The organism is Streptomyces sp. NPDC002698 (genome assembly GCF_042888945.1).
In the GTDB taxonomy this organism is placed as follows: domain Bacteria; phylum Actinomycetota; class Actinomycetes; order Streptomycetales; family Streptomycetaceae; genus Streptomyces.
In genome coordinates this window covers 292,654-314,098 of record NZ_JBIAQM010000008.1, presented here as the reverse complement: position 1 = coordinate 314,098, position 21,445 = coordinate 292,654, and the positions used below count along the sequence as shown (strand labels likewise).

Sequence of the window (21,445 nt, the reverse complement as noted above, 5' to 3'; positions counted from 1 at the left end):
CGCTTCCGCACACCAGCCGATGTCGTGATGTTCCTTGCTCCCGACCCCACCCAGACCAAGGTCAAAAAGACGAGTTAAAGATCTGCACACCCTTACTGATCGTTTCAGAATGAAGTTTGTTGTGAGGCTCGGCAGTTGGGTGTTGTGTCGGCAGGATCTGATGGGTGTCCGCTGACCTTGTACCTGATGACCTGTGGGAACGGATGGCTCCGTTGTCGCCTCCTCGTCCACCCGGGCGGCATCGGTATCCGGGACGGTTGAGTTCGTTGCCGACCACCGCGGCGCCTTCAGCGTGAAGCGGCTGTGCACCATGTTGAACCTGTCGAGGTCCGGGTTCTACCGGTGGCTGGAGACCGCCCCGGCCCGCGCCGCGAAACAGGCCGCAGATGCTGCACTCACCCGGCGGATACGCAGGGTCCACGCGGAGTCCGGGAGGACGTACGGGGCCAAGCGGATCACCGCCGAGCTTCGCGCGGGCGGTGTGGTCGTCAACCGCAAACGCGTCGAACGGCTCATGTGCCAACACCCCGTCCCGGGGCGGAGGCTTAAGCGTCGACACCGAACCACCATTCCGGACCCCGCCGCCCAGGCGGTGCCCGATCCGCTGCGGCGCAACTTCACCGCATCCGACCGGGCCTGGGTCGGCGACATCACCTGTCTGCCCATCGTCGGCGGGAAGTTCCTGTATCCGGCCACCGTCATCGACGTGTTCTCCCGTCGCCTGCTGGGCTGGTCGATGGCCGGTCACATGCGGGCCGAGCTCGTCACCGACGCGCTCACGGCGGCCGTCCGCACTCGCGGCGGACAGGTGGACGGCGTCATTTTCCACAGCGATCACGGGGCCCAGTACGAGTCGAAGGTGTTCGCCGACGCATGCCACCGGGTCGGGATCCGCCGGTCCATGGGAGCGGTCGGCACCTCCGCGGACAACGCTGCCGCGGAGTCGTTCTTCGCCTCGCTCAAGCGGGAGATCCTGCCCGGCCGACGCGGCTGGCGCGGCTGGCCGACCGAACCAGCCGCCCGGCTCGCGGTCTTCCGCTGGCTCTGCTTCTACAACCACCGGCACCGGCACTCCACGATCGGCTGCCTCGCGCCAGTCCTCTTCGAGCAGGGATCAACCACGCCGGCCATCGCTGCATGACAACCGGTATTCACGACCAAGGTGGAAGCCCCCAGGTCGTCGCCACCATGCACAACCTCGCCCTCACCGGGTGAAACACCAGGTCAAGCAGCACCCCGACCTGCCCGAGAAGGACCTTGTGCAACACCTTTCAGGGACTTCAAGGGAGGATCCTGACGGACGCCGTGTCGTTGAGCGGGTCCGGGTCACGGCTGAACCTCCCGCTCACGGTCGCCGACTCGCTGTCCTCAAGGCTCACGCGGCCCTCCCCCGGCTCGCGGAGGCGCAGAGCGAACTCGAAGGTGCGGGACTTTCCCGGCCCGAGTTCGTCCACGTCGCAGATGTAGGTGAAGTCCTTCGACTCGCAGTAGGGCCCGTATTCGCCGTTGTCGACCTCATACACGGGTTGCTCGAGCACCTCCGAGCCCACGGGAGGACTGAACAGCATTCGGGTGGAGCGGCCCGGATCGCCGGGGCCGCTGTTGCGGACCACCACCCGCAGGATGCGCTTGGCGCCGTGGGAACCGGGCAGTACGACCGCGATGACGTCGAAGTCTGCGCCGGTGTCGAGGCGCACGGTTTCGGAGGCCGAGTCGCCCGTGGCCCATGCGCCCTTCAGATCGGCGGGCCGCGCCGGGGACGCCTCGAGGGCCGGACCGTCGCCGAAGTCACCGCCCTCCAGGGCCACACTGCGCGGGCCCGCCCCGGCGTCCAGCGCCCACACCCGTCGGGTGTAGGCGCCGTACATCCGTGTCTTCGAGGCGCGCAGCCGCACGGACGGCCGGATGACCACCGCCTGCCCCGGATCGATCCGCACCTCCGGCAGACGGCAGACGGCGGCGCGCCCGTCCATCTGCGTCGGATAACGGCAGTTCGCGTACCGCTGCCGGAATTCCAGGTCCCCGGGGTCGAGCAGCAGCCCCAGGCCTTCGACGGGCATCTCGCCGACGTTGCGTACGACCACCGGGACGGCCACGTCGGATCCCGGCGGGACGTCCTCCAACGCGGTGGTGCGCACCTGTACGACCGGTTCACCGACGACGATCCGGGTACTGGCGGTGAGCTTCTTCCCGTCGGCGGTGGTGTACGTGATCCGCAGGACGCCCGAGTCGCCCGCCTCGCTGCCCTTCGCCGCGACCGGGACGAGATGCCCCGCGCCGTACCAGTCACCGGACATGTCCTTCACCTCACACGTGACGTGCGTGGCACTCCCCCCGCAGTCCTCGATCATGATGCGCAGCCGGACGGCGTCCTGCGAGTCGCGCGGCACGTCTATGGTCAGCCGGCGGGGGGTCGTGGTCTGTGCGCCGCCCTTGACGCCGAGCTGGAAGGCCGTCTCGTTCGAGGGGCGGGACTTGTCGCCGTAGGGGCGGACGTAGAAGACCTCGGGTGCCGAGAGCGAGGCCGACTTGTCACCGGGTGCCGGGAGCGAGGCCGGCTCGTCACCGCCGCACGCGACGAGCCCGCCGAGCAGCAGGACGCCGGAGAGGACAGCCCGGGCCGAGCGTCTCCACGAATGTGCCGGCAACGTCACGTCCACAGCTGCCCCGCCCTACGTTCGATCGTTCGATGAAATCCGTGGTTCACCAGTCTGCAACCTCCTCCCGTGCTCATCAGCCGCTTCGGCCCTCGCGCTGTTCACCGCCTGGTTCACGGAGATGACGGCGGCCGGGCAGCCCGAGCCGTACACCATGTCACCGGCGGCCTCGGACGAGGAGGGACTCCCGGACGTACGGACGGTCTACCGCCTCAGGCCGACGGAGGTGGAGTTCTACCGGGGGGCGAACGACGTCGGCACGTCCGGCTGCGCTACCGGCGGGAGGACGCGGGCACGGACATAGGCACGGCCACGGGACGGGGCAGAAAACTGCTGCGGCCTTGAGGCACCGCCTGCCGGGCCCTGCTCCACGCGGCCGGGCCCGGCGAAGCGGTCATCGCGGTTCCGGCCGCGGGTCGGCTGTGCGTGGGCCCGATGACGAGCAGGCGGCGTGGACGGGACGAGGCCGAGCGTGTTCTGCCCCGGCGAGCGACGCGCAAACTGGGGAAGGGCCGGGCCCGCAACACGGACCCGGCCCCAGGCCGGTCACTTGTCGGCATCAAAAGTGATGCCCGCCGGTCACCACAGAGAGATGTACGGCGACATCGCCGGATACCACGCCAGCGCGAGGCACGGCAGCAGACACAGCCGGGCCGCCGTCAGCGACCAGCCGAGGCGTCGCGGCCACGGCTGCTCACGCGAGACCAGGACCAGGGTCAGCAGGAGCGAGACCGTGAGTCCGATGCTGGACCACTCCATGTACGGGACGTCCGCGAGGAAGACGTACGGGTCATCTCGCCAGGTCCACAGGGTCCGGGCCACGAGAAGGGTCAGGACCGCCTCCGCGGCGACGATCCACACCCCGGGGCCGCGCCGCATCAGTACCACTCCGGCTTGGGCCGGTAGATCCAGATCTTCATCTTCGGCTCGGCGCTCTTCTGCGCAGCCAGGCTGCGGTACTTGTAGTTCTTGTTGTGCTGCGTCACGTAGATCTTCCCGTTGCTGATCTTGGTGATGATCGAGGCGTGGTCGACTTTCCCGTCGTTCTTCCAGTCGTAGAAGATGACGTCACCGGTGAACGCGTTGCTCGTGTTCCGCTTGGAGTGCAGCATGTGCCGCTCCATGAAGGTCTTGAGGTACGACGCGTTGATCCACGTCCAGGTCTCCTCGTGGACCCAGTTGCTCGGCTTGCGCCACCAATAGTCCTTGCTCTTGTAGTTCTCGTCCCCGGAGCCCTTCATCCTGATGTCGCCGCCCAGGTGCATCGCCCGGGAGACGAAGTTGGTGCAGTCCTGGCTGTACATGGCCGACGCGTCCCAGTTGCTCACGGCCCAGGTAGCCGCTCCCGTACGCAGGTAGGTACCGGCCTGAAGGGCGTCGAAGGAGACCGTGGTGGCGGTGGTCTCGCTGCCGTCGTCCGTGGAGTCGCCGTCGAACGCCGAGGGTTCGAGGCCGTCCGCCAGGAGGTCTGTCTCGATGGCGTTGGCGAAGTCGTCCAGCGCGGCGCCGGTCGGCCGCACCACGACCTCCTTGGCAGCCGCGGTGACCGTGGAGAGCAGCACCGGCTCCGCGCCGACGGAGAAGGTATAGCGCATCTCGGTCTCGCCGGTCTGGCCTGTCGGGTCCGCCGCGGGCGTGCTCACGTCGGTCACGATGACGTCCTCGGCGCGCACCTTCGCGCGCACGGTGACCGTCTTGCCATCGGCCGACGGAATGGCCAGGACGTCACTGAAGACGGCATCGGGCGAGACGTTGTCCGAGTCGTCCTCGGAACCGGCCACCCGCTCCCGCAGCAGCGCTTCCTCGTCCTTGGCGAGGCGGTCGACGAACTGGGCGCCGTAGAAGCTGTTGGCGGCGGCGTCCTCGGCGTCGACATAGCTGCCCTGGACGAGGCCGCTCTTGGCGAATTCATAGGCCTGCATGGCCGCCGAGTACACGTCCGTACCGCCCGGCACCTCCGTCGGCATGGCGCCGTTGGACGTGGCGGTCGGGCCTGTGCCGTAGTCGTTCTTCCCGGTCACCTTGAAGGTGCAGGTAACGTCCGGGGCATACGAGCTGAGGTCGTCGAAGACGGCGGACAGGCCCGTGGTGGTCCTGGTGCGAACGGTCGTCCCGTCGGGGGCCACCGCGGCGACGGTGTAGGTGACCACGTCGTCCGGCTCACCCGTGAACTCCGCCGCGGACCAGGTCACGAGGGCGCCGTTCTCGCCGGGCACGGCCTTGAGGTCGGTCACCGCCTCGGGCGCGGTGCCGGTGGTGCCGGTGGGGGCGGTCTCATCGGTCACGTCCAGGGTGAACGTCTGGAGCGAGGTGTAGGCGGAGCACACGCTGTCCGCGCAGGCTCGCATCTTCCAGCGGTAGGTGGCGCCGTCGGTGAGCGATCCGTCCGGCACCTCCGCGACGGCCCGGTCACCGTCCTGGACGCCCGCGGTAAGGGGCTCGCCCACGGCGTTGCCCGCCGCGTCGTACAGCAGGTACTCGGCGGTTACCGCCCCCTGGCCAGCGGCCGTGACGACGCCGGTGAGCAGCGGGGTCGTGGTCTGGACGGCGCCGGTCGCGAGGTCGGCGGGCACCTTGGGCGCGGAAGCCTTGGAGGTGTCGACCGTGAAGGTCTTCCAGGAGCTCCAGGCGGGCGAGTAGTCGGTGCCGTCGTAGGTACGGGCCCGCACCCGCAGATGCTTGCCGTCGGGCAGCGGCGACGCCTCGGGCACGGCGAGGACCGCGACCTCCATGGTGTCGACGTAGGGGGTGTCCGAGGTGAGCGTGTACGTGGTGTCGTTGTACGCCGGGTCCGGCTCGATGGCGTACTGGACGCGCACGCGCTGCGGATCGCCGTCGTTCACCATCGTCGACAGCACCGGCGTGCGCGAGGTGACCACGTTGGTGCCGGTGGACGGCGACAGGGAGGGCGCGCTCGGCACCTCGGGATAGAAGTTGTACGTGATCGTCAGGTGCGGTTCGGTCGAGCCGTCACCGGAGACGTAGTTGGCAGACCGGTAGCGGCGCCAGGTGTAGGAGTCGGTTTCGTCGACGCCCCGGATCAGCAGGCCGTGGTTGGCGGTGCCGCTGGTCCACGCTTTGACGATGGCGTCGACGTCGAAATTCATCGTGCCGGCCGGGCAGTCCGCCGAGAAGCCCCTGGCCGCGGTGTTGATCACCTGCCCCGTGGTGGTGGCGGCGGGCGGGTCGGCCCAGGTGAGCGTGGACGACGACCACGACTCGGTGATCCGGCGCACCGCCGTGCCGGTGCCTCCGGTGCAGGAGGAGGACCAGTACGAGTACAGCGCCAGGTTGGTGTCGATGACGTGGACACCCTCGTAGCCCGCCAGATCGAACTTCAGGAACGAATGCGCAACGGTCGTACCGCCGTCGTACGTGCCCGACTTCAGCTCGGTCGAGGAGATCTGCGAGTCCGGGTAGTTGGTGGCGACCCATGTGTCGGTGGTGACAGCGAGGGTGCTGGTCGGGTCGACGGTGACCGGGTAGGTCAAGTCCTGCGCGAAGTAGCCGGCGTCCGGGCGCAGGACGAGGGTCTGCGAACCGTCGGCCGCGGTCTCGATCTCGGTGTCGACGGGCGCGAGGTGCTTGGACTCACCGGACCGCTTGTCCACCGAGGAGTCCCACATCATCGGCGCCGGGGCCTCGGCGGCCAGCTTGCCCGCGCTGTTCTTCAGCAACAGGTGGCCGGAGTCCGCCTCGGAGAGGGTGAGACCCTTGAGGGTGACCGGGATGCGGTAGGTGAGGTCGCCGCTGGGCGCCTCGTCGAGGCGGACGTTCTGGGAGAAGCCCTGCTTCAGGGCGGTGACCGTCAGGGTCTGCCCGTCGCCCAGGTCGTAGGAGGCGGTGTCGTCCTTCACCGTCGGCGTGGGCAGGGTGTCCTCCCAGCCCAGCGCCAGGGAGGTGGCGCCCTTGGAGACGGAAGCCAGCTTCTTGTCGCCGCCGTCGGAGACGGTGATGTCGGCGGCCGCGGTCTCCGGCTCCAACGCGGCGCCTTCGTCGACGAGTTCGGTGTCGATGTAGTGCCAGGACCCGTCGTCCTGCTTGACCCGCACGGGCCCCGCGTACGACTCAGCGGTCAGCGTGCCGTCCGGGTTCACATAGACGGAGGAGGTCTCGGTGCGCTTGGAGACCAGCTCGATACGCCGATTCTGGATCTTGGCGTTGCGCTGGGCGGCCTCCTCCTCGCTCAGCCCGAGCAGCTTCGCGATGTCCGGCTCGTCGTCATCGGCGGTGACGGCGCGTGCCGGACTGTTCACTATCGCTTGCGGCACCTCGTCGCTCTCGACCGGAACGGCCGAGACCGACGGGTCACTGGCCAAGAGACCGGCCAACGTCATGGCAGCAGCGACCTGGACCCACCGTCTTCGTTTGGTGCTCTGCACTCCAACCCCTTTCGGATTCCCCTTGGTTGATTTCCAAGATCGGGAGGCGAAATATACAGATGATCTTCAGATCATGATCCACTAGCTTGATTCCGGAGCGACCATTTCCGGGTTTTTCGAGTGAAACCGATCGATCCGCAACGGCCGGAGACGGTCACCAGATGGCTGCTGCTGTGGCGGGCCGTGGCGCCAAAAGGTGTTGCACAAGGCTCCGAGCTGGGCATCTTGCTTGCATGGCTGGGGCGTTACTGACTTCGGCTGGTTAGGGTGACGTTGGCGCGTCGAGGTCCAGGCCGGTGCCGGCTATGAAGCCGTCGAGGGTGTCGGGCCGGTACTGAAGGCGCTTGAGGCGGTTGCGAACGAGGACTTCGAGTCGGTCGAGGGCGACGACGGCGAGGTTGGCCAGGCTGCGTTTGACGTGGGCCCACCCTCCCTCGACAGGGTTCAGGTCCGGCGAGCAGGCAGCAGGAACACCGTCAGCCACTCGCGCTCGGTGATCAACTGCCGCGTCCTGCGGGAGACGTGGGTGTTCAGCCGGCCCCACACCCGCACGATCGGGGCCTTGACCAGCTGGTGGGCGCCGTCGATCAGGGCGGTGAAGTCGCCTTCGCCCAGGCTGCGCCGCTTGCCCTTGCCGGCGGGGTGGGTGCGCAGGCGGTGGCAGAGTCGGGTGCGGGAGCCGGGCCGCATGGCGATCAGTCCGGCGGCTGACAGGCGTCCCGAGCGCCGCCCGCCGACCGTCACGACCGGCGTGTGGCTGCGTCGGCCCCACGTGTGTCCTTTGGGCGGCCGTCAGGTGAAGCCTGCCTCGTCCTCGAAACAGATGTAGCCTCCGCAGGCCGCCCTGGCTCTTTCACCTCGGCCCAGGTCGCCTCCCTCCACACTTTCACGGCCTGCTCGTCGCGCTCGGCGACCCGCCGTACGGGCACCTGCGGGCTGACGCCGAGCCGGTGCATCAGCCTCGTCGCCCGGAGGCGCTGTAGGAGACGTGGAACTTCCTGCCGATCAGCGTGGCCACCCTGTCGTACAACGCCCTCGCAATCGGCCCGTCCGGCGCCTTCGGCTACTTCGCCGAACGCATCGTCGATCTCCCCGGCGTCACCTGGCACCGGTACACACTCGCCGCGCTCGCCCTGACCACCGTGCTCGGCCGCCGGCAGATCGACATCTCGGCGCGCATGATCGGCGTCCTCATCGCCAGCGAGATCCTCATCCTCGCCGTCATGGACCTCGGGATTTTCGCCCACAAGGGCGCGGTGGCGCTGCCCGCGGTCTCCTTCGAGCCGTCCGTGGCGTTCGGCACGGGCCTCGGCGCCGCTCTCACCTTCGCGTTCCCTGCTTCAGCCTGGGGACCACGATCGTGCCGGTTCTGGACAACTACCCGTACCTCACCGGCACCCATTCGGTGATCGTCAACAGTCTCACCGTGCTCATCGCCGTGGCCGGGGCCGACCGCGCTCTGTGGCTGCGGTCCCGACAGCCCCAGACGTACCACGCGCTGGACAACGAACCCACCGCGTCCGGCGCTCCGGACACGACGGTGGGTGTCCCCCAGCTCTCCGAATAGGCCCACGCAAGGCGCAAGCCCGTGATTCCTCCCTTCCTGGAGGGCGGAATCACGGGCGGAGCCCCTACTGGCTTTGAATGAGTGATGTCGTCCGGGTGAGGCTGAGGCCGGGACGGCCCTGGCGTCGACAGGATGATCAAGTTGGCGCCGCCAGACGGGACCTGACGCATGACCATCCGACGGACATCACACACCATGAAGTTGATCACCTAAGGCGACAATCACGTATGAACGCATGAAGCGAAGACTGTAGCCATGGCGTTCGCGGCGCTGCGGGTCCGATCCGTCCAGCTCCCCACAGCGGCATTGCCTCTCGCCATCGGCGTCGGAGTGGCGGTTGACAGCACTGCCCATGCGCAGCCGCGTATCGGCGGATCGCCCCTGGTCGACGAGACGTTCACAGCGGCTGCGGCACCGGATTTCACCGCGGTGGGGTCAGCCTGTCTCACGGGGCACCCCAACTTATGCACAGGATTCAGGGAGCCGTAGGGGATGGCCCCGGAGGTCATCGTGCGGCTGCGGCCTCGTATCGCTCGACCTGCTTGCGGAGCAGGAGCGCCGTCGTGTCGGCGTCGACGCTGGCCATTCCGCCGGTGCCGACGTTGATGAGGGTCGGACCGTCGAGGGTGAACTGCTGGAGGAGGGTGTAGCCGCCACTTTCGATGCGTACGCCGAGGGAACGGTCACCAAGTTTTTCGACGCTCATGGCCGAGTAGTTGAGGACGGACCCCTCGAACGTCTCCTTGTGGCAGGTTTTCAGGGCCTGCTCCAACGCATCGAACGCGTCGGCGGCGTCATCGACGCTCGCGTACTGGCGCAAGCCGACGGCCGCGATGGAGCCGGCGACGCCCGCCCCCTTCTGGAAGTTGCCGGACACGGTGACCTTCGCCTGGTGAGGCTGCTTGTAGTCGCAGAAGGTCTTTTCCGTGCCGGAATCGCCGCTGGTGTCGGCGGACCAGCCAGCAGGCATGTCCGACAGAGACAGCAGTGCCGAGGCCAGCTCCTCTTTTCTCAGGAGCTGCGCCTCGGGGCTGGGAGAGGCGGCAGGAGAAGCGATGGCAGCACTGGAGCCAGAAGGGCTGTGCACGGCCGGAGGCGCGCCTTCGGGGGAAGGTGAAGAGCTGCCGCACGCGGTAAGAGCGGCTGCGAACAGGAGCGTTCCGAGGGCGGGGGCGTACTTGTGGTGAGGCACCGATTTCCTAGCTTGTGGCGATGGGGCTGAGCGAGCCGGTGTGCGGGCTGCCGGAGCTTACGTATCTGCGGATGGATTGTGCGCATCGAGGTAGGACCCGAAGGGCGATGCCCAGGATTCCTTGGCGGCATCGGCCTGAGTTCCACAGAAGCGGAAGCGCCTAGTTCGGCAGGACCTGGCCCTGATCCGTCACGTAGTAGCTATTTTTGCACTCCAGGAGCGCGGCCTCCGACACGTTGTACGGACCGCCAGCCTGTTGGGTGCAGAACCTGTTCAGGATCTGGAACTTCTGAGCGGCGGACACCCCGGCACGTTGGTTGTTCTGCTGCCGGTTGTTCTGTGACTGGTCGTCCAGCTGGCCCTGCACCCAGGGATCCGGGGATGACGTACCCGAACCGCTGCCGGAGCTCCCGACCCACAAGCCTGCGAGGAAGGCCAAGACGACAGCGGCGAGACCGCCCGGCACAAGGAACGCCGGCTCTTGCCACCAGGGCTTCGCCAGTCTCACCACGACGGCCTGGTACTCCGGGTCGCTCTCACAGTCCTCCGGCAGGACGTACGGAGTGTCTTCCACAGCAACCCCCTCGAAGCCCTGACCGGCAACGACACCGTACGCGAAGAGTCGGGCGGCACGTACTTCTCGCACACCCCGATTCCCCGTGAGTCCCCGCCTGTTCCGGGACGGATGTGGCACGCCATCCGGCATGGCTCCTGCTCGCTCATCCGCCCAGCCGGTCGTTGCCACGTGGAAGAGGTCCAAGAGGGCCTTGGCCGGCGGGGCGTCCGCGTCGAAGAACTGTGTGGCCGGCATGGCTGGTGCCAGATGGCCTGCCGTTGACAGCCGGGCTGCATCGGACCACCGACACCCGTTCGCCGGTTGTCCGCGGCGTCGTGGTCAGTCTGATCATTTCGGCCTGGCCCGGCCGCAGTCCATCGGTCCGGCAGTTCATCGGTCCGGAGTGCCGTACTCCCGCCGGTGGATGGGGACTGCGCCTCGGCGCGGACGGCTACGGGAGGCTCTCCCTCGTCGCTCCGGGGTCGGCCGGACTCGGCAGGATCCGGTCGGGTGCGTCGGCGGCCACGGCCTCGCGCGTCGCGTACACCCGCAGGGTCTCACCGGCCAGGGCCACCTGGGGATCGGTCCATCTCTCGTGGGGCTCCGGGACCAGCATCCGGGTAGAGCCGTGGACGGCGTCGTGGATCAGCACAGAGACGATCCCGGTCACCAGCGTCCCCGGCCCGTACGACTGCAGGGGATGGCCGTCCGGCCCCTCCGCCCGCACCACCAGGAACCTGCCGTCGAGCCAGTGCCCGTACGAGTCCAGAACGGCCCCGGAACCGACCGGGACACCGTCCACCCACAGCCGCACCTCCGACCCCGCCGTGTCGCGCCAGAGCACCGCGCGATGCCGGTCACCGTCACCGCTGAACCGCACATGGACCTCGAAGTCGCCCCGGAAACCGTGGAATCCGCCACAGGCACCCGGGACCGGGCCCTCACGCTCACCGCGCGACACCTCCTCGGCGGCCGACGGCGCGACAGGATCCAGACGGCACACCGACGGTTCACGGCAGACACGATCCATGCGCCGCGTGCACCCGAATCCGGCCGCCGCGCAGTCGCGCGGGGACGCGGCGGACAGCAGGGCGGCCAGGCGCTCCCCGTAAGCCTCCCGGCTCATCCCGTCCCGTGCCTGCTGCCACCACGCGAGCAGTTCGCCTCCCGGCGGCGACTGCCGCAACCACTCGCCCCACGTCTCGTCCCACACCACTGGCATCTCCTCACGAGTTCCACGTCGCCCAACCCGCTATGACGTCGCTTCTCATGGTGAGGAACGTATCGTCGGCGCCTGCGCGCCAGTCCACCGGCAGTATCGGAGTACGAATCCTGGCATTTTCCCGGGCTGCACGCGGGAGACCAGGACGGCAAGGCGCGTTGAGCGTCGCCGACCGTCACTCGGCCGAATCTACCGGTCGTACGGTGGCTCGCCGAGCGCGTGAAGGAGACGGTTGACCACTTCACCGACAGTGAAGTCCCATCCGGTCAGGCGCGATCCGCTCCAGTTGATCCCCACCCGGAGGTCGTCCTTGGCCAGATCCGGCAAAGCCGCGCTTCGCCAATGATCCAGCGACATTGAGACAGCTCGGAATTGGGGACCCCATAGCTGGGCGGCGCGCTGCGCACGGGTCTCCGACGACCAATAGGGGAAAGCTGGTCGCCCGGAACTTGATTCCGGAATCGGACAGCCGTCGTCGTCTCGAACCCACCAGACGGTACGAGTCAGAGCGATCTCACGGAAGAAGGCCGCTGCCTGAGCCCCGTTTGTGCTCACCTGAATCCTCCTGGATCATCCCGACTTGAGCTTCACGTTCGAGCGCGGCACCAGAGGCCGGTGCCGCGCCCCGTTCGCGGCGTTGGTATCCGGGCGGGAGCCTACGGTGTCCGCCTGGATCCATGAGGACATGATCCTGTGGCCGTCGTGGGGCTGGAAGTCCGGTCTTGGAGTCGGTGGCCAGAACCTTGTCGCCGAGTTCGGCCCGTCGTTGATCTGATCGCTCACGAGGTCGGACGGCCGTGCTGACGGCTCCGGCTCCGGCTCCGGCTCCGGCTCCGGCTCCGGCTACGACGCTCCGCACGCGGCCAGCGCGGTTCGCGCCAGCCCGCGCAGCCAGGCGTGGGCGGGGTCGGTGTCGTAGCGCTGATGCCACGACAGGTATACGGGTGCCGACGGCAGTTCGAGCGGCAGGGGGAGGACGACCAGGCCGAGGTCGGCGACCGCTGACCGCGTGGTGGCTTCGGGGACGCTGATCAGGAGATCGGAACCGCGCGCGAACTCCAGCGCGGCCGCTTCCGTGGGCGCGGTGGCCACCACGCGGCGGGTGAGGCCGAGCTGCGTGAGGGTGTCGTCGAGGGCGTTGCCGAGGTTTCCACGTCGCGAGACGGTGACGTGCTCGGCGGCGGCGTACTGCTCTGCCGTGAGGGTCCTGACGCGGGTGAGGGGGTGCCCCTGCCTCACGACGATGACGATGCGGGTCTCGCCCACGTTCTCGGCACGGATGTCCGGTGCGCTCGGGCGGTTGGCGTTCGCCTCCAGGTCGACCTCACCGCGCCGCAACTCGGGGGTGTCGATGCTCGATTCCGCGACGAAGCGCAAGCGCACGCCCGGCGCCTGTCCGCGAACGGCCGCGAGGAGTGAGGGGCCGCTCAAGGCGACCAGGGAATCGTGCCAGCGGAGGGTGAAAGTGCGCTCCAGCGTCGCCAGATCGAGTTCGCGGCTCGGTGCCAGCACCCCCTGGACCTGGTGCAGCAGCTCGTGCACCTGTTCCCGGACGGCGATCGCATACGGCGTCGGGGTCATCGTGCGCCCCGTGCGCACCAGGATCTGGTCCCCGGTCGCGTGCCGGATGCGGCCCAGACTCCGGCTCATCGCGGGGGCGGTGACGTGCAGGCGTGCGGCCGCCCCGGTCACACTCCCCTCCTCCAGCAGCGCGTCGAGGGCGGTGAGCAGGTTCAAATCCAATTGCATGTGAGTAATCCTAGCCGTGCTTTACATGCATTTGAAGTTAATGAAGAGGCTCTATACCTTCGAGGCGAGAGCGCAAGACGGAACGCACCGCCTGGCCCGACCAGCCTCATCACCCCTCCTCACACGGGAGTACCGCCATGTCCGAAACGCTTCAGACCACCGACGCCGCCGCCTCCGACGCCGACCTGCTCAGCCAGACCGCGACCATCGTGCGAGCGGCCGGATCGGCGCTGCGCGAGCGCTTCGGCGAGGTGGTCCACTACCAGACCCGCGAAGAGCTGATGCACGCGCTCGCCGCCAACGACGACACGGCCCTCGACATCCTGCGCCCCGGCCTCACACGCCTCCGCCCGGGGGCCGGCTGGGTGGAGGACGAGCTGGACGGCGGGGCGCTGCCGTCCGGCGAATGGTGGGTCGTGGATCCGGCCGAAGGCAACGTCAACCACCTGCACGCCCTGCCGGAGTGGGCGGTGACCGCCACGCTCGTGCGCGAGAACCAGCCGGTGCTCACCGTGGTCCACCTGCCGTTGACCGGCGAGACCTACACCGCGCTCACCGGTGCGGGCGCCCACCTCGACGGCCGGCCGCTGCGGGTCTCCCGGACCGCGGACCTCGGCCTGGGCATCGTGGCCACCAGCCAGGCCCGACCGGACGAGGACGAGAAGGTCGTGCGGCGCGTCGGCTCCTCGATCACCGCGATGCTCTTCGACGCGCTCGTCGTCCGCACCGCCGTACCCGCGACGCTGCACCTGGTGAACGTGGCCGCCGGCCGGATCGACGCCTTCTGGCAGTACTCCGGTGCCCGCGCGGACCTGCTGCCCGGGGCGCTGCTCGTCACCGAGGCCGGCGGGCGGATCTCCGACGCCGAGGGCCGCACCTGGACCCCGCGGAGCGAGAGCTTCCTGGCCGCCGCGCCCGGCGTCCACGCCGAGGCCGTCGCCACGCTCTCACGCTGACCACGCACCACAACCCGCACGCACGAAAGGACCAGATCACCATGACCACGATCGCAGTTCTCGGAAACGGCCGCGTCGGCGGCAACCTCGCCACAGCCCTCACCCGGGCAGGGCATGAGGTGACCGTGGCGGACCGCGCTCCGGGCGCCGCCGCCGACGCTGCCCGGACGGCCCGGATCGTCATCAACGCCACCCCTGGCGCGGGCTCGCTGGAACGGCTCGCCGCCCTGCGCGAGGAACTGCGCGGCAAGATCCTCGTCGACGTCTCCAACGCCACCGTCGACGGCCCCGACGGACTGCCCGCCGACCTGATCCACCCCGGCTCCAGCCTCGCCGAGCAACTCCAGGAAGCGCTCCCCGAAACGCACGTCGTCAAGACACTCAACACCATGCTCTTCCCGGTGATGACCGCGCCGGCCACCCTCACCCAGGCGCCCGACGCCTTCCTCTCCGGCGAGGACCCGCAGGCCAAGCAGACCGTCCGCGGACTGCTCATCGACCTCGGCTGGCGCAAGGAGTGGATCACCGACCTCGGCGGGATCCGGACCGCCCGCGCCACGGAGGCCGCGATACTGTTCGTACCGCACGTGATCCGGTCCAGCGGATTCACGCCCTTCGCGATCTCGATCGCCCGCTGATCCGCACACAGTGCGCCTCCCCCTGCGGTCCGCGGACACCGGATCCATCGGCGACAACCCGGTGATCCGGTACTCCACCACGGTCAACTCACCTGCCTCAGCCCCCAACATGCTCAGTTCAACGAGCTACCTGGACGTCGAGCCACGACAACTGTGCACGAGGTCGTAAGGGCCGCCGGCCCGAACGGTCCGCGGGGATCGTGCGGCTGAGCGCTTCAATCGGTGAGTGAACGCGCGAGTCGGCGACCCAGAGGGTTCGCGCTCTGCTCGCCGGACGTGATTGAGCTCGGCACACGCAGGGAATTGAGCTCAACGGGGCTCACCCCCTGGACGTCGCGCCGAGGGTCTGTGAGGTGTGCATGGCTGGTTCGCGGGCCGAGTCGGGGTCGGACGACTTGTTGGAGCGCTGGGATCAGCGGGGGCTGGCCATCGCTTGTCTTGTCGCCGTCTGCGGATCGGTGGCCGCCGCGCTCTTCGGACTGTCCGCCGCCTGGCAGATGCCGTTCCTGTTCACGGCGGTCTACGCCATCCTGCGCTCCCTCGGCCCCATCGCCTCGTCGCGGCGGGAACTGACCGATCTCCGCACCGAAGTCGAACTGCTGCGGCGTGACTTCGACCAGGTGAACTCATCACGTATAGAGCACTATCCGGACGCGGGGGCCTTCTACAAGGCGGAGGTCGACTATCTCGTCAACCGCCGCCCCAGCCATATGGACGCCTGGTACATGCGGCTTGAGACTCCGGATGACTTCAGCGCATCGTCCGCGGCCTTCTCGGATTACTTCCAGGCGGTACTCGACTGGGCGCACAACGGCGGATCCGTGCGACGCCTGTTCTGCCTCGGATCGTCCAGAGGGTATGCCGGCTGGACGGCACGACACCGAGAACAGACCCGCCACCTGCGCAGCTACAGCATTCGAGAGGTGACCTGGCCCATCAAGGCCGACCTCATGAGCATGGCCATCATGGATACGAGCGCGGTGTTCCTCGCATTCACCGTCGGTGACCGAGTCCAGGGCATGCGCATCGAAGACAGCGAGGCCGCAGCGTACTTCAAGTCGTACTTCGACCGGCACTGGGAGAACGCCAGAGAGGTGGCGTGTGTCCGCACGCCTTGAGGCATGTTCGGAATGCCTGCGCAGTTCACGTAGCGGGGACCTGGCCGGTGCCCGGAGTGCTTCTCTTGCTGTCGGGCGTGGTCGGTTTCGGTTGGGGCAGCCGTGCGAGGCCGCCCCAACCGAAAGCCTGCGGGCGCGGGTCAGGAGTAGTCGCCGGGCGCAGAGCGTGTTCGCCGTGTGCGCGCTCGCGCAGGTCGAACTCCTCGCCGCGGGCCGACCCGGTCCGGGGCGGGTGTGGCTACGATCGGCGCCCCACGGTCTCGCCCCGGCGGCGCCCTTCACGAGAACCGCTGTCAGAAACGCTCCCGAGGCTCTGCCCGCGGTTCCGCGAGCGCTGTTCAGAAGGACCGGTAGATTCCCTCGGGATCATCGTGAGCCCATGCCGCGTACTCCTCGAAGCCCAGGTTGCCGATGCTCAGGTTCGCGTGGACGTCGTGGACCCCCGCGGGGACGGTACGGAACTCGCGACCGAACTCGGTCAGCTGTGCGTAGTCCTCATCGTCCACGCACTCCTCCCGCGTCAGCGTGGTGACCGCCAGCAGCGCGTGGCTTTCGGCCTGCATGGCCATCCGGTCGGCAAGAAAGACGACGGCCAGGTCGTCGTCGGCGCGGACCGCGGTCAGTACCTCGTCGACAGTCACCCGCGCCCAGGCCGGATCGTCGATGAAGTGGACGTGCGCCTCGTGCTGTCCGTCTCCCCAGGGCTCCATCAGCGCCGCCACCACGCCCTGCCATGCCTGGTCGTCGTGGTAGTCGGTCCTGACGACCAGGACATCGAACTCATCACGGCCGGTGACGGCGGGCAGCGCTCTCATGGATCCTTCTCCTCGGTGATGACCAGTGAGCCGTGTCCGACTGTCTCACGGGCTGTGGCGGGACGAAGATCCTGTCGAGTGGTACCCCGAAACGGCGGACCAGGGCTGCCGCCAGCCCAGTCCGCGACGGTGGCGGTCCCGCTGAGAGCACCTCGACCAGCCCTCCCCCGCACGACAACAGCCCACCGTGCGCGGTGTTCGCCGCATACGACCGGCCGGCCCGCACGGGCGGAGCCCGAAGAGGGTGACGCCGCTCCGCCTCTTCCTCGTGCCGGAGTCGTCGCTGTTCGTCGCGGACGGACCAGGCGTTGCGGTCGTCCGGGTCGCCGCTGTCGTGTGGGGTCCGGGTCGGGGCGGCATGCCCACCCTGCTCCAGACCGACGACCGGGCTCAGGGTGGTGGCACTGCCAGCACCCTGAGCCCGGTCCGCCGATGGAGTGTCAGATGTGGACCTGGTCGGCGGGCACTCCCACGCCGGAGGCGATCATGCCGACCGCGGACCAACCGCCGCTGATGGCCACGCCGTTGTTGGTCCACGCCTGGATCGAGCCGTCCGCTGCCACGGCCAGGTAGTCGGCGCGTCCGTCACCGTCGGCCTCGGCGAACACCGGCTGTGTCCCCGCAGCACCCAGTCCCGGCGCGTAGTTGCCCAGTGCGGTCCAGCCGCCGTTGCCGTTGCCGCCCTTGTTCTGCCACGCCTTCACGGAGCCGTCCGCGGCGACCGCCAGATAGTCCGCGCGACCATCCGCGTTGACGTCCGCGAACCGCACCTGATCACCCGAAGCACCCGTACCCGAGGCGTACGTCCCCAGCGCCGTCCAGCCGCCGTTGCCGTTGCCGCCCTGGTTGGCCCATGCCTTCACGGAGCCGTCCGCAGCCACCGTCAGATAATCCGCGCGACCGTCCGCGTTGACGTCCGCGAACCGCACCTGGTCACCCGAGGCACCCGCGCCCGAGGCGTACGTCCCCAGCGCCGTCCAGCTTCCGGGGGTGCCGTTGTTCAGCCACGCCTTCACGGAGCCGTCCGCGGCCACCGTCAGATAATCCGCGCGACCGTCCGCGTTGACGTCCGCGAACCGCACCTGATCACCCGGAGCACCCGTACCTGGCGCGTACGCTCCCAGCGCCGTCCAGCTTCCGGGGGTGCCGTTGTTCAGCCACGCCTTCACGGAGCCGTCCGCGGCGACCACCAGGTAGTCGTCCCTGCGGTCCGCGTTGATGTCGGCGAAGCGCAGCTGTGCGGCCGTCGCGCCGACGCCCACCGCGAAGTTGCCGACCGTCGTCCAGCCGCCACCGCCCACACCCGAGCCGTCGCCGCCCTTGTTCAGCCAGGCTCGAACGGCGCCGCCGGGCTCCACCACGAGGTAGTCGGCGCGCCGGTCGGCGTTGATGTCGGCGAAGCGGACCGAGGATCCGGGGGCGTCCGCGCCGGAGGCGATCTGTCCGGCGCTGGTCCAGCCGGCCGTGCCGGTCCCGCCCTTGTTCAGCCACGCCCGCACCGCACCGGCCGCGTCGACGGCCAGGTAGTCCGCGTAACCGTCGGCGTTGGCGTCGGCGAGGCGGACCTGGTCGGCGGGCACTCCGACGCCGGAGGCGATCTGTCCGGCGCTGGTCCAGCCGGTCGTGCCGGTCCCGCCCTTGTTCAGCCAGGCGCGCACCGCACCGTTGGGGTCCACCACGAGGTAGTCGGCGTACTTGTCACCGTTGACGTCCGCGAAGCGCACCTGACCGCCCGCGAGCGTCACTCCCGAGGCGATCTGCCCCGCGTCGGTCCAGCCCGCCGTGCCGGTCCCGCCCTTGTTCAGCCACGCCCGCACCGCACCGTTGGGGTCCACCACGAGGTAGTCGGCGTACTTGTCACCGTTGACGTCCGCGAAGCGCACCTGACCGCCCGCGAGTGTCACCCCCGAGGCGATCTGCCCGGCGCTGGTCCAGCCGGCCGTGCCGGTGCCGCCCTTGTTCAGCCAGGCGCGCACCGCACCGGCCGCGTCGACGGTCAGGTAGTCCGCGTAGCCGTCGCCGTTGACATCGACCTGGTAGTCGCCGAGACCTGCGCGCGGGGGTGCCGGGCGCACCGTCACCTGCTCGCTGATCCAGCCGCGGCGGGCGGCGGCGTCGATGCCGCCCGCGAAGGCGGTGGCCATCTTCTCGTAGCCCGCGTTGTTCGGGTGGAGGCGGTCGTTGATGTCGGCGTTGGTGAGCGCTCCCATGCTGACGAAGGTGACTTTGTGCCCCTGGTCCTGCCGGGCCTTGACGATCCCGGGGATCTTCGCGTTGTACGCGTCGATGCGGGCCTGCACCGCCGACGAGGGGGAGGGCACGAGTGAGGCGACGACGATGGTGGTCTGCGGGGAGGCCGCGATCATCTGGTCGATGAGGGCGGCGAGCCGGGCGGGAGCCGTGGCGACCTGGTTGTCGCGGTCCATGTCGTTGGTGCCGAGGTGCAGCAGCACGGTGTTCGGCTTGGCCGCTTCCATCCACGTGTCGATGTTCGCGGCGATGCCGTCGATCAACCAGCCGGAGTGGCCTTCGTGGTCGATGTCGGGGTACTGGGCGTCGTGCTGTGAGCCGACGAAGTCGAGCACCTCGGCCTTGGAGGTCAGTTTCGACCGCAGGACCGCCCGGTAGCCGGTGCGGGTCGTACTGCCGACGCCCAGGGTGATGGAGTCGCCGACCGGCATCACCGCCAGGCGCTGGACGTGCCAGTTGTCGCCCAGTTCGGCGGGCGTCCCACCGTAGCCGGGGGTGTCCCCGTGGTAGACGTACTGGTTGAGCTCCTGGACGGCGCTCATCGGGTTCCCGCTCTCATAGCGGTCCACGGCGAGGAAGTTGGGCTTCTTGCGGGCGGCGGGCGAACAGAAGCGCTCGGCGCGGTTGAGTACCTTCTCGTTGTCGGTGGTCGCCGTCCCGTCGATGGCCGTGTCACGGAAGTGGTTCATCACGAAGAGGCGCCGGAAGCCCTTCTCCTCCTTCGACAGCGGAACCTCGTCCCAGCGGGTCCTGCAGGTCCAGTCCGAATTGCCGACACCGCCCCCCATCGACCAGTGGTTCTCGGCTGTCCAGTCACGCTGGTACATGAAGCCGAGGCCCTGCTTGTCGTCGCGGTCGGAGAAGAGCAGGAGCCGCTTGTTGTTCTCCGCCTTGACCAGCTCCGAGACGCGGGGCCAGCCCTTCTCCTTGACGTTCCACTGGGGGTCCTTGGGATTGAACACCCTGCCGTTGAGCTGGCCACCCGCCTTGAGGTCGTCGCCGACCTCGGCATCGAGTTCCTCGTACGAGCTGTAGTCCTCCAGGAAGACCGTGACTATTTCCTTCGGGTTCTCGTTGAGGAAGTCCGCGATGTCCGTGAACACGTCGGACATCGGTCGGCTCGTCGGCAGACACGGCCCGTGACACATCCGGACCCGTCCGTTGAACGAGTGCGCGTCGAGCATCAGCGCGCGTACACCGTTGGCGAGCTGCGTACGGATGGAGTTGGGCTGGTTCGGCGTCGGGGCCGCTCCGTTGGCGTCGTCCTGGTTGTAGAACGCGTTGTGCGTGGTGAGGTACGTCATCTGGTCGAACGTCGGGTCCGCCGGCATCGGCGGCCGGTTGGGCACGACCGGCGTGACGTACCACTGCTGGCGGTCGCCGTCCACCCAGATCCGGGAGAAGGTGACTTCACCCGAGCCGTCCAGCGGGACTTCCAGTCTCTCCGGGAGCCCGGTGTCCTGGGGAGAGCGAACGGGACGGATGCGGTAGCGCTCGCCCGCCACCCGCTCGAAGATCCAGTCGGTCCCGGAGCCGGCGCAGTCCCGGAAGGCCAGCCGCGCGTTCCCGTCGGCGTCGGAGTCACGGCCCATGCAACCGCTCTTGGTCCGGCTCTTGACCTTGTACGTCGTGCCGCCGCCGGACTCCTCCAGGTACCACTGCTGGTTGTCCTCGTCACCCTTGGGGGGCGTGGCACGGAGAAGGAGTTCGGTGCCGGAGATCTGCAGTCCGCTGCTGCCGGCGTATCCCGTGCTGGCCCCGTTCTCGGTGCTGCTGTCGCCCACGCTCTGGATCACGACCGTCGCGCCGACCGGTGGGCCTCCCGCAGGTGCCGCGACCGCCGGCGTGGGCGCCATCACCACTATCGCCGTGCCGGCGAGCAGCGCGCCGGTCAACGACAGGGCACCGGCCCGGATCGCGTCGCGCAGGCGCCCCCGCCACGGCCGGGTGTTCTCCCCCGAGCCGGGAGGCGGCCGAAACCCCGGTCGGCCCAGGGGACTTGAAAGACGTCTCATCGATAATCCCTTGCACAGCGAAAGCCCGACAACGGTACGGAGCCCGCGCGTACGCAGCCCAGCCCGATATTCCGGCCCCCAGTCCACCACCGGTGTCACCGTGGACACGAGGCAGTCTCACCGGCAGAACTGCGGTGCCCCGTACTTCTGCCGGGCACGCACACACCCGATCAGCCTGCTCACGGGAGACCGGCACGATGAGCACCACCCCGTCCCCCTGTGGGACTTCGGGCAACTACTGCGCAAGCTGTGGACCCGTGCAGGTCTCAGCCAGAAGCAACTGGCAGGAGCAACTGGAGCACGCGGCAGGGGTGAGCGTGCGGGCACC

At 68.7% G+C, this 21,445-nt stretch carries 17 protein-coding genes and 1 pseudogene; 6 read left to right on the top strand and 12 right to left on the bottom strand.

Annotation, left to right across the window (positions count from 1 at the left end; genetic code table 11):
• The first annotated feature begins 193 nt into the window (after positions 1-193).
• Entirely contained in the window at positions 194-1,141 is a 948-nt protein-coding gene (locus tag ACFYW9_RS15285; protein WP_389149622.1) for an IS3 family transposase, read from the top strand.
• Between the two features lie 139 nt (positions 1,142-1,280).
• Here ACFYW9_RS15285 and ACFYW9_RS15280 read toward each other — a convergent pair whose 3' ends face one another.
• From ACFYW9_RS15280 to ACFYW9_RS15260, 5 genes and pseudogenes are all read right to left on the bottom strand, one after another.
• A complete protein-coding gene (locus ACFYW9_RS15280) occupies positions 1,281-2,654 on the bottom strand; it encodes a hypothetical protein (RefSeq protein WP_389149619.1) in 1,374 nt (457 codons plus the stop codon).
• A 582-nt stretch (positions 2,655-3,236) separates the two neighbouring features.
• Positions 3,237-3,536, bottom strand: coding sequence for a hypothetical protein (locus ACFYW9_RS15275; protein ID WP_389149616.1), 300 nt, complete (start codon positions 3,534-3,536; stop codon positions 3,237-3,239).
• Positions 3,536-6,994 carry a DNRLRE domain-containing protein gene (locus ACFYW9_RS15270; RefSeq protein WP_389149613.1) on the bottom strand — a complete coding sequence of 1,153 codons (3,459 nt, stop codon included), beginning with the start codon at positions 6,992-6,994 and terminating at the stop codon, positions 3,536-3,538. Before ACFYW9_RS15270 ends, ACFYW9_RS15275 begins: the two co-directional genes overlap by 1 nt.
• 307 nt (positions 6,995-7,301) lie before the next feature.
• Positions 7,302-7,783, bottom strand: a pseudogene (locus tag ACFYW9_RS15265) (transposase).
• Positions 7,780-7,995: a winged helix-turn-helix domain-containing protein gene (locus ACFYW9_RS15260; RefSeq protein ID WP_389149610.1), complete on the bottom strand. Its 216-nt coding sequence runs from the start codon at positions 7,993-7,995 to the stop codon at positions 7,780-7,782. The pseudogene ACFYW9_RS15265 and the gene ACFYW9_RS15260 overlap by 4 nt, the downstream one beginning before the upstream one ends.
• Positions 7,996-8,049: 54 nt before the next feature.
• On the opposite strand from ACFYW9_RS15260, the gene ACFYW9_RS15255 reads away from it, so the two are divergent.
• Together ACFYW9_RS15255 and ACFYW9_RS15250 are read left to right on the top strand one after the other, a co-directional pair.
• Complete coding sequence (locus tag ACFYW9_RS15255; protein WP_389149607.1) at positions 8,050-8,448, top strand: hypothetical protein; 399 nt, start codon at positions 8,050-8,052, stop codon at positions 8,446-8,448.
• On the top strand, positions 8,400-8,606 hold the full coding sequence (locus tag ACFYW9_RS15250) for a hypothetical protein (protein ID WP_389149604.1): 207 nt from the start codon (positions 8,400-8,402) through the stop codon (positions 8,604-8,606). The genes ACFYW9_RS15255 and ACFYW9_RS15250 overlap by 49 nt, the downstream gene beginning before the upstream one ends.
• A 505-nt stretch (positions 8,607-9,111) precedes the next feature.
• On the opposite strand, the gene ACFYW9_RS15245 is transcribed toward ACFYW9_RS15250, so the two are convergent.
• The 5 genes from ACFYW9_RS15245 to ACFYW9_RS15225 all read right to left on the bottom strand — a co-directional run bounded on the left by ACFYW9_RS15245 (position 9,112) and on the right by ACFYW9_RS15225 (position 13,325).
• Positions 9,112-9,693, bottom strand: coding sequence for a hypothetical protein (locus tag ACFYW9_RS15245; RefSeq protein WP_351863654.1), 582 nt, complete (start codon positions 9,691-9,693; stop codon positions 9,112-9,114).
• Between the two features lie 265 nt (positions 9,694-9,958).
• Positions 9,959-10,609, bottom strand: a complete 651-nt coding sequence (locus ACFYW9_RS15240) for a hypothetical protein (RefSeq protein ID WP_389149600.1) — start codon at positions 10,607-10,609, stop codon at positions 9,959-9,961.
• A gap of 196 nt (positions 10,610-10,805) precedes the next feature.
• On the bottom strand, positions 10,806-11,567 hold the full coding sequence (locus ACFYW9_RS15235) for a hypothetical protein (protein WP_389149597.1): 762 nt from the start codon (positions 11,565-11,567) through the stop codon (positions 10,806-10,808).
• A gap of 198 nt (positions 11,568-11,765) precedes the next feature.
• Positions 11,766-12,131 (bottom strand): DUF2750 domain-containing protein, encoded by a 366-nt coding sequence (locus tag ACFYW9_RS15230; RefSeq protein WP_389149594.1) that lies wholly within the window; start codon positions 12,129-12,131, stop codon positions 11,766-11,768.
• Between the two features lie 288 nt (positions 12,132-12,419).
• Positions 12,420-13,325, bottom strand: a complete 906-nt coding sequence (locus ACFYW9_RS15225) for a LysR family transcriptional regulator (RefSeq protein WP_389149591.1) — start codon at positions 13,323-13,325, stop codon at positions 12,420-12,422.
• Positions 13,326-13,462: 137 nt separating this feature from the next.
• Between ACFYW9_RS15225 and ACFYW9_RS15220 the strand changes: the two genes are divergently transcribed.
• The 3 genes from ACFYW9_RS15220 to ACFYW9_RS15210 all read left to right on the top strand — a co-directional run bounded on the left by ACFYW9_RS15220 (position 13,463) and on the right by ACFYW9_RS15210 (position 16,037).
• Positions 13,463-14,281: a 3'(2'),5'-bisphosphate nucleotidase CysQ gene (locus ACFYW9_RS15220; protein WP_389149588.1), complete on the top strand. Its 819-nt coding sequence runs from the start codon at positions 13,463-13,465 to the stop codon at positions 14,279-14,281.
• A 41-nt stretch (positions 14,282-14,322) separates the two neighbouring features.
• Entirely contained in the window at positions 14,323-14,919 is a 597-nt protein-coding gene (locus ACFYW9_RS15215) for an NADPH-dependent F420 reductase (RefSeq protein ID WP_389149585.1), read from the top strand.
• Between the two features lie 359 nt (positions 14,920-15,278).
• Positions 15,279-16,037 (top strand): hypothetical protein, encoded by a 759-nt coding sequence (locus ACFYW9_RS15210; protein WP_389149582.1) that lies wholly within the window; start codon positions 15,279-15,281, stop codon positions 16,035-16,037.
• A gap of 338 nt (positions 16,038-16,375) precedes the next feature.
• Here the strand turns inward: ACFYW9_RS15210 and ACFYW9_RS15205 are convergent, their stop codons facing one another.
• Together ACFYW9_RS15205 and ACFYW9_RS15200 are read right to left on the bottom strand one after the other, a co-directional pair.
• Positions 16,376-16,852: a DUF6924 domain-containing protein gene (locus ACFYW9_RS15205; protein WP_389149579.1), complete on the bottom strand. Its 477-nt coding sequence runs from the start codon at positions 16,850-16,852 to the stop codon at positions 16,376-16,378.
• A gap of 440 nt (positions 16,853-17,292) precedes the next feature.
• A complete protein-coding gene (locus ACFYW9_RS15200; RefSeq protein WP_389149576.1) occupies positions 17,293-21,117 on the bottom strand; it encodes an FG-GAP-like repeat-containing protein in 3,825 nt (1,274 codons plus the stop codon).
• Between the last annotated feature and the right edge of the window lie 328 nt (positions 21,118-21,445).

Bases quoted from the DNA above. Each gene is read 5' to 3' on its own strand.
- ACFYW9_RS15270 (WP_389149613.1), bottom strand. From the start codon at position 6,994: ATGACGTTGGCCGGTCTCTTGGCCAGTGACCCGTCGGTCTCGGCCGTT.
- ACFYW9_RS15220 (WP_389149588.1), top strand. From the start codon at position 13,463: ATGTCCGAAACGCTTCAGACCACCGACGCCGCCGCCTCCGACGCCGAC.
- ACFYW9_RS15240 (WP_389149600.1), bottom strand. From the start codon at position 10,609: ATGCCGGCCACACAGTTCTTCGACGCGGACGCCCCGCCGGCCAAGGCC.
- ACFYW9_RS15210 (WP_389149582.1), top strand. From the start codon at position 15,279: ATGGCTGGTTCGCGGGCCGAGTCGGGGTCGGACGACTTGTTGGAGCGC.
- ACFYW9_RS15260 (WP_389149610.1), bottom strand. From the start codon at position 7,995: ATGCACCGGCTCGGCGTCAGCCCGCAGGTGCCCGTACGGCGGGTCGCC.
- ACFYW9_RS15205 (WP_389149579.1), bottom strand. From the start codon at position 16,852: ATGAGAGCGCTGCCCGCCGTCACCGGCCGTGATGAGTTCGATGTCCTG.
- ACFYW9_RS15215 (WP_389149585.1), top strand. From the start codon at position 14,323: ATGACCACGATCGCAGTTCTCGGAAACGGCCGCGTCGGCGGCAACCTC.
- ACFYW9_RS15225 (WP_389149591.1), bottom strand. From the start codon at position 13,325: ATGCAATTGGATTTGAACCTGCTCACCGCCCTCGACGCGCTGCTGGAG.
- ACFYW9_RS15200 (WP_389149576.1), bottom strand. From the start codon at position 21,117: ATGAGACGTCTTTCAAGTCCCCTGGGCCGACCGGGGTTTCGGCCGCCT.
- ACFYW9_RS15275 (WP_389149616.1), bottom strand. From the start codon at position 3,536: ATGCGGCGCGGCCCCGGGGTGTGGATCGTCGCCGCGGAGGCGGTCCTG.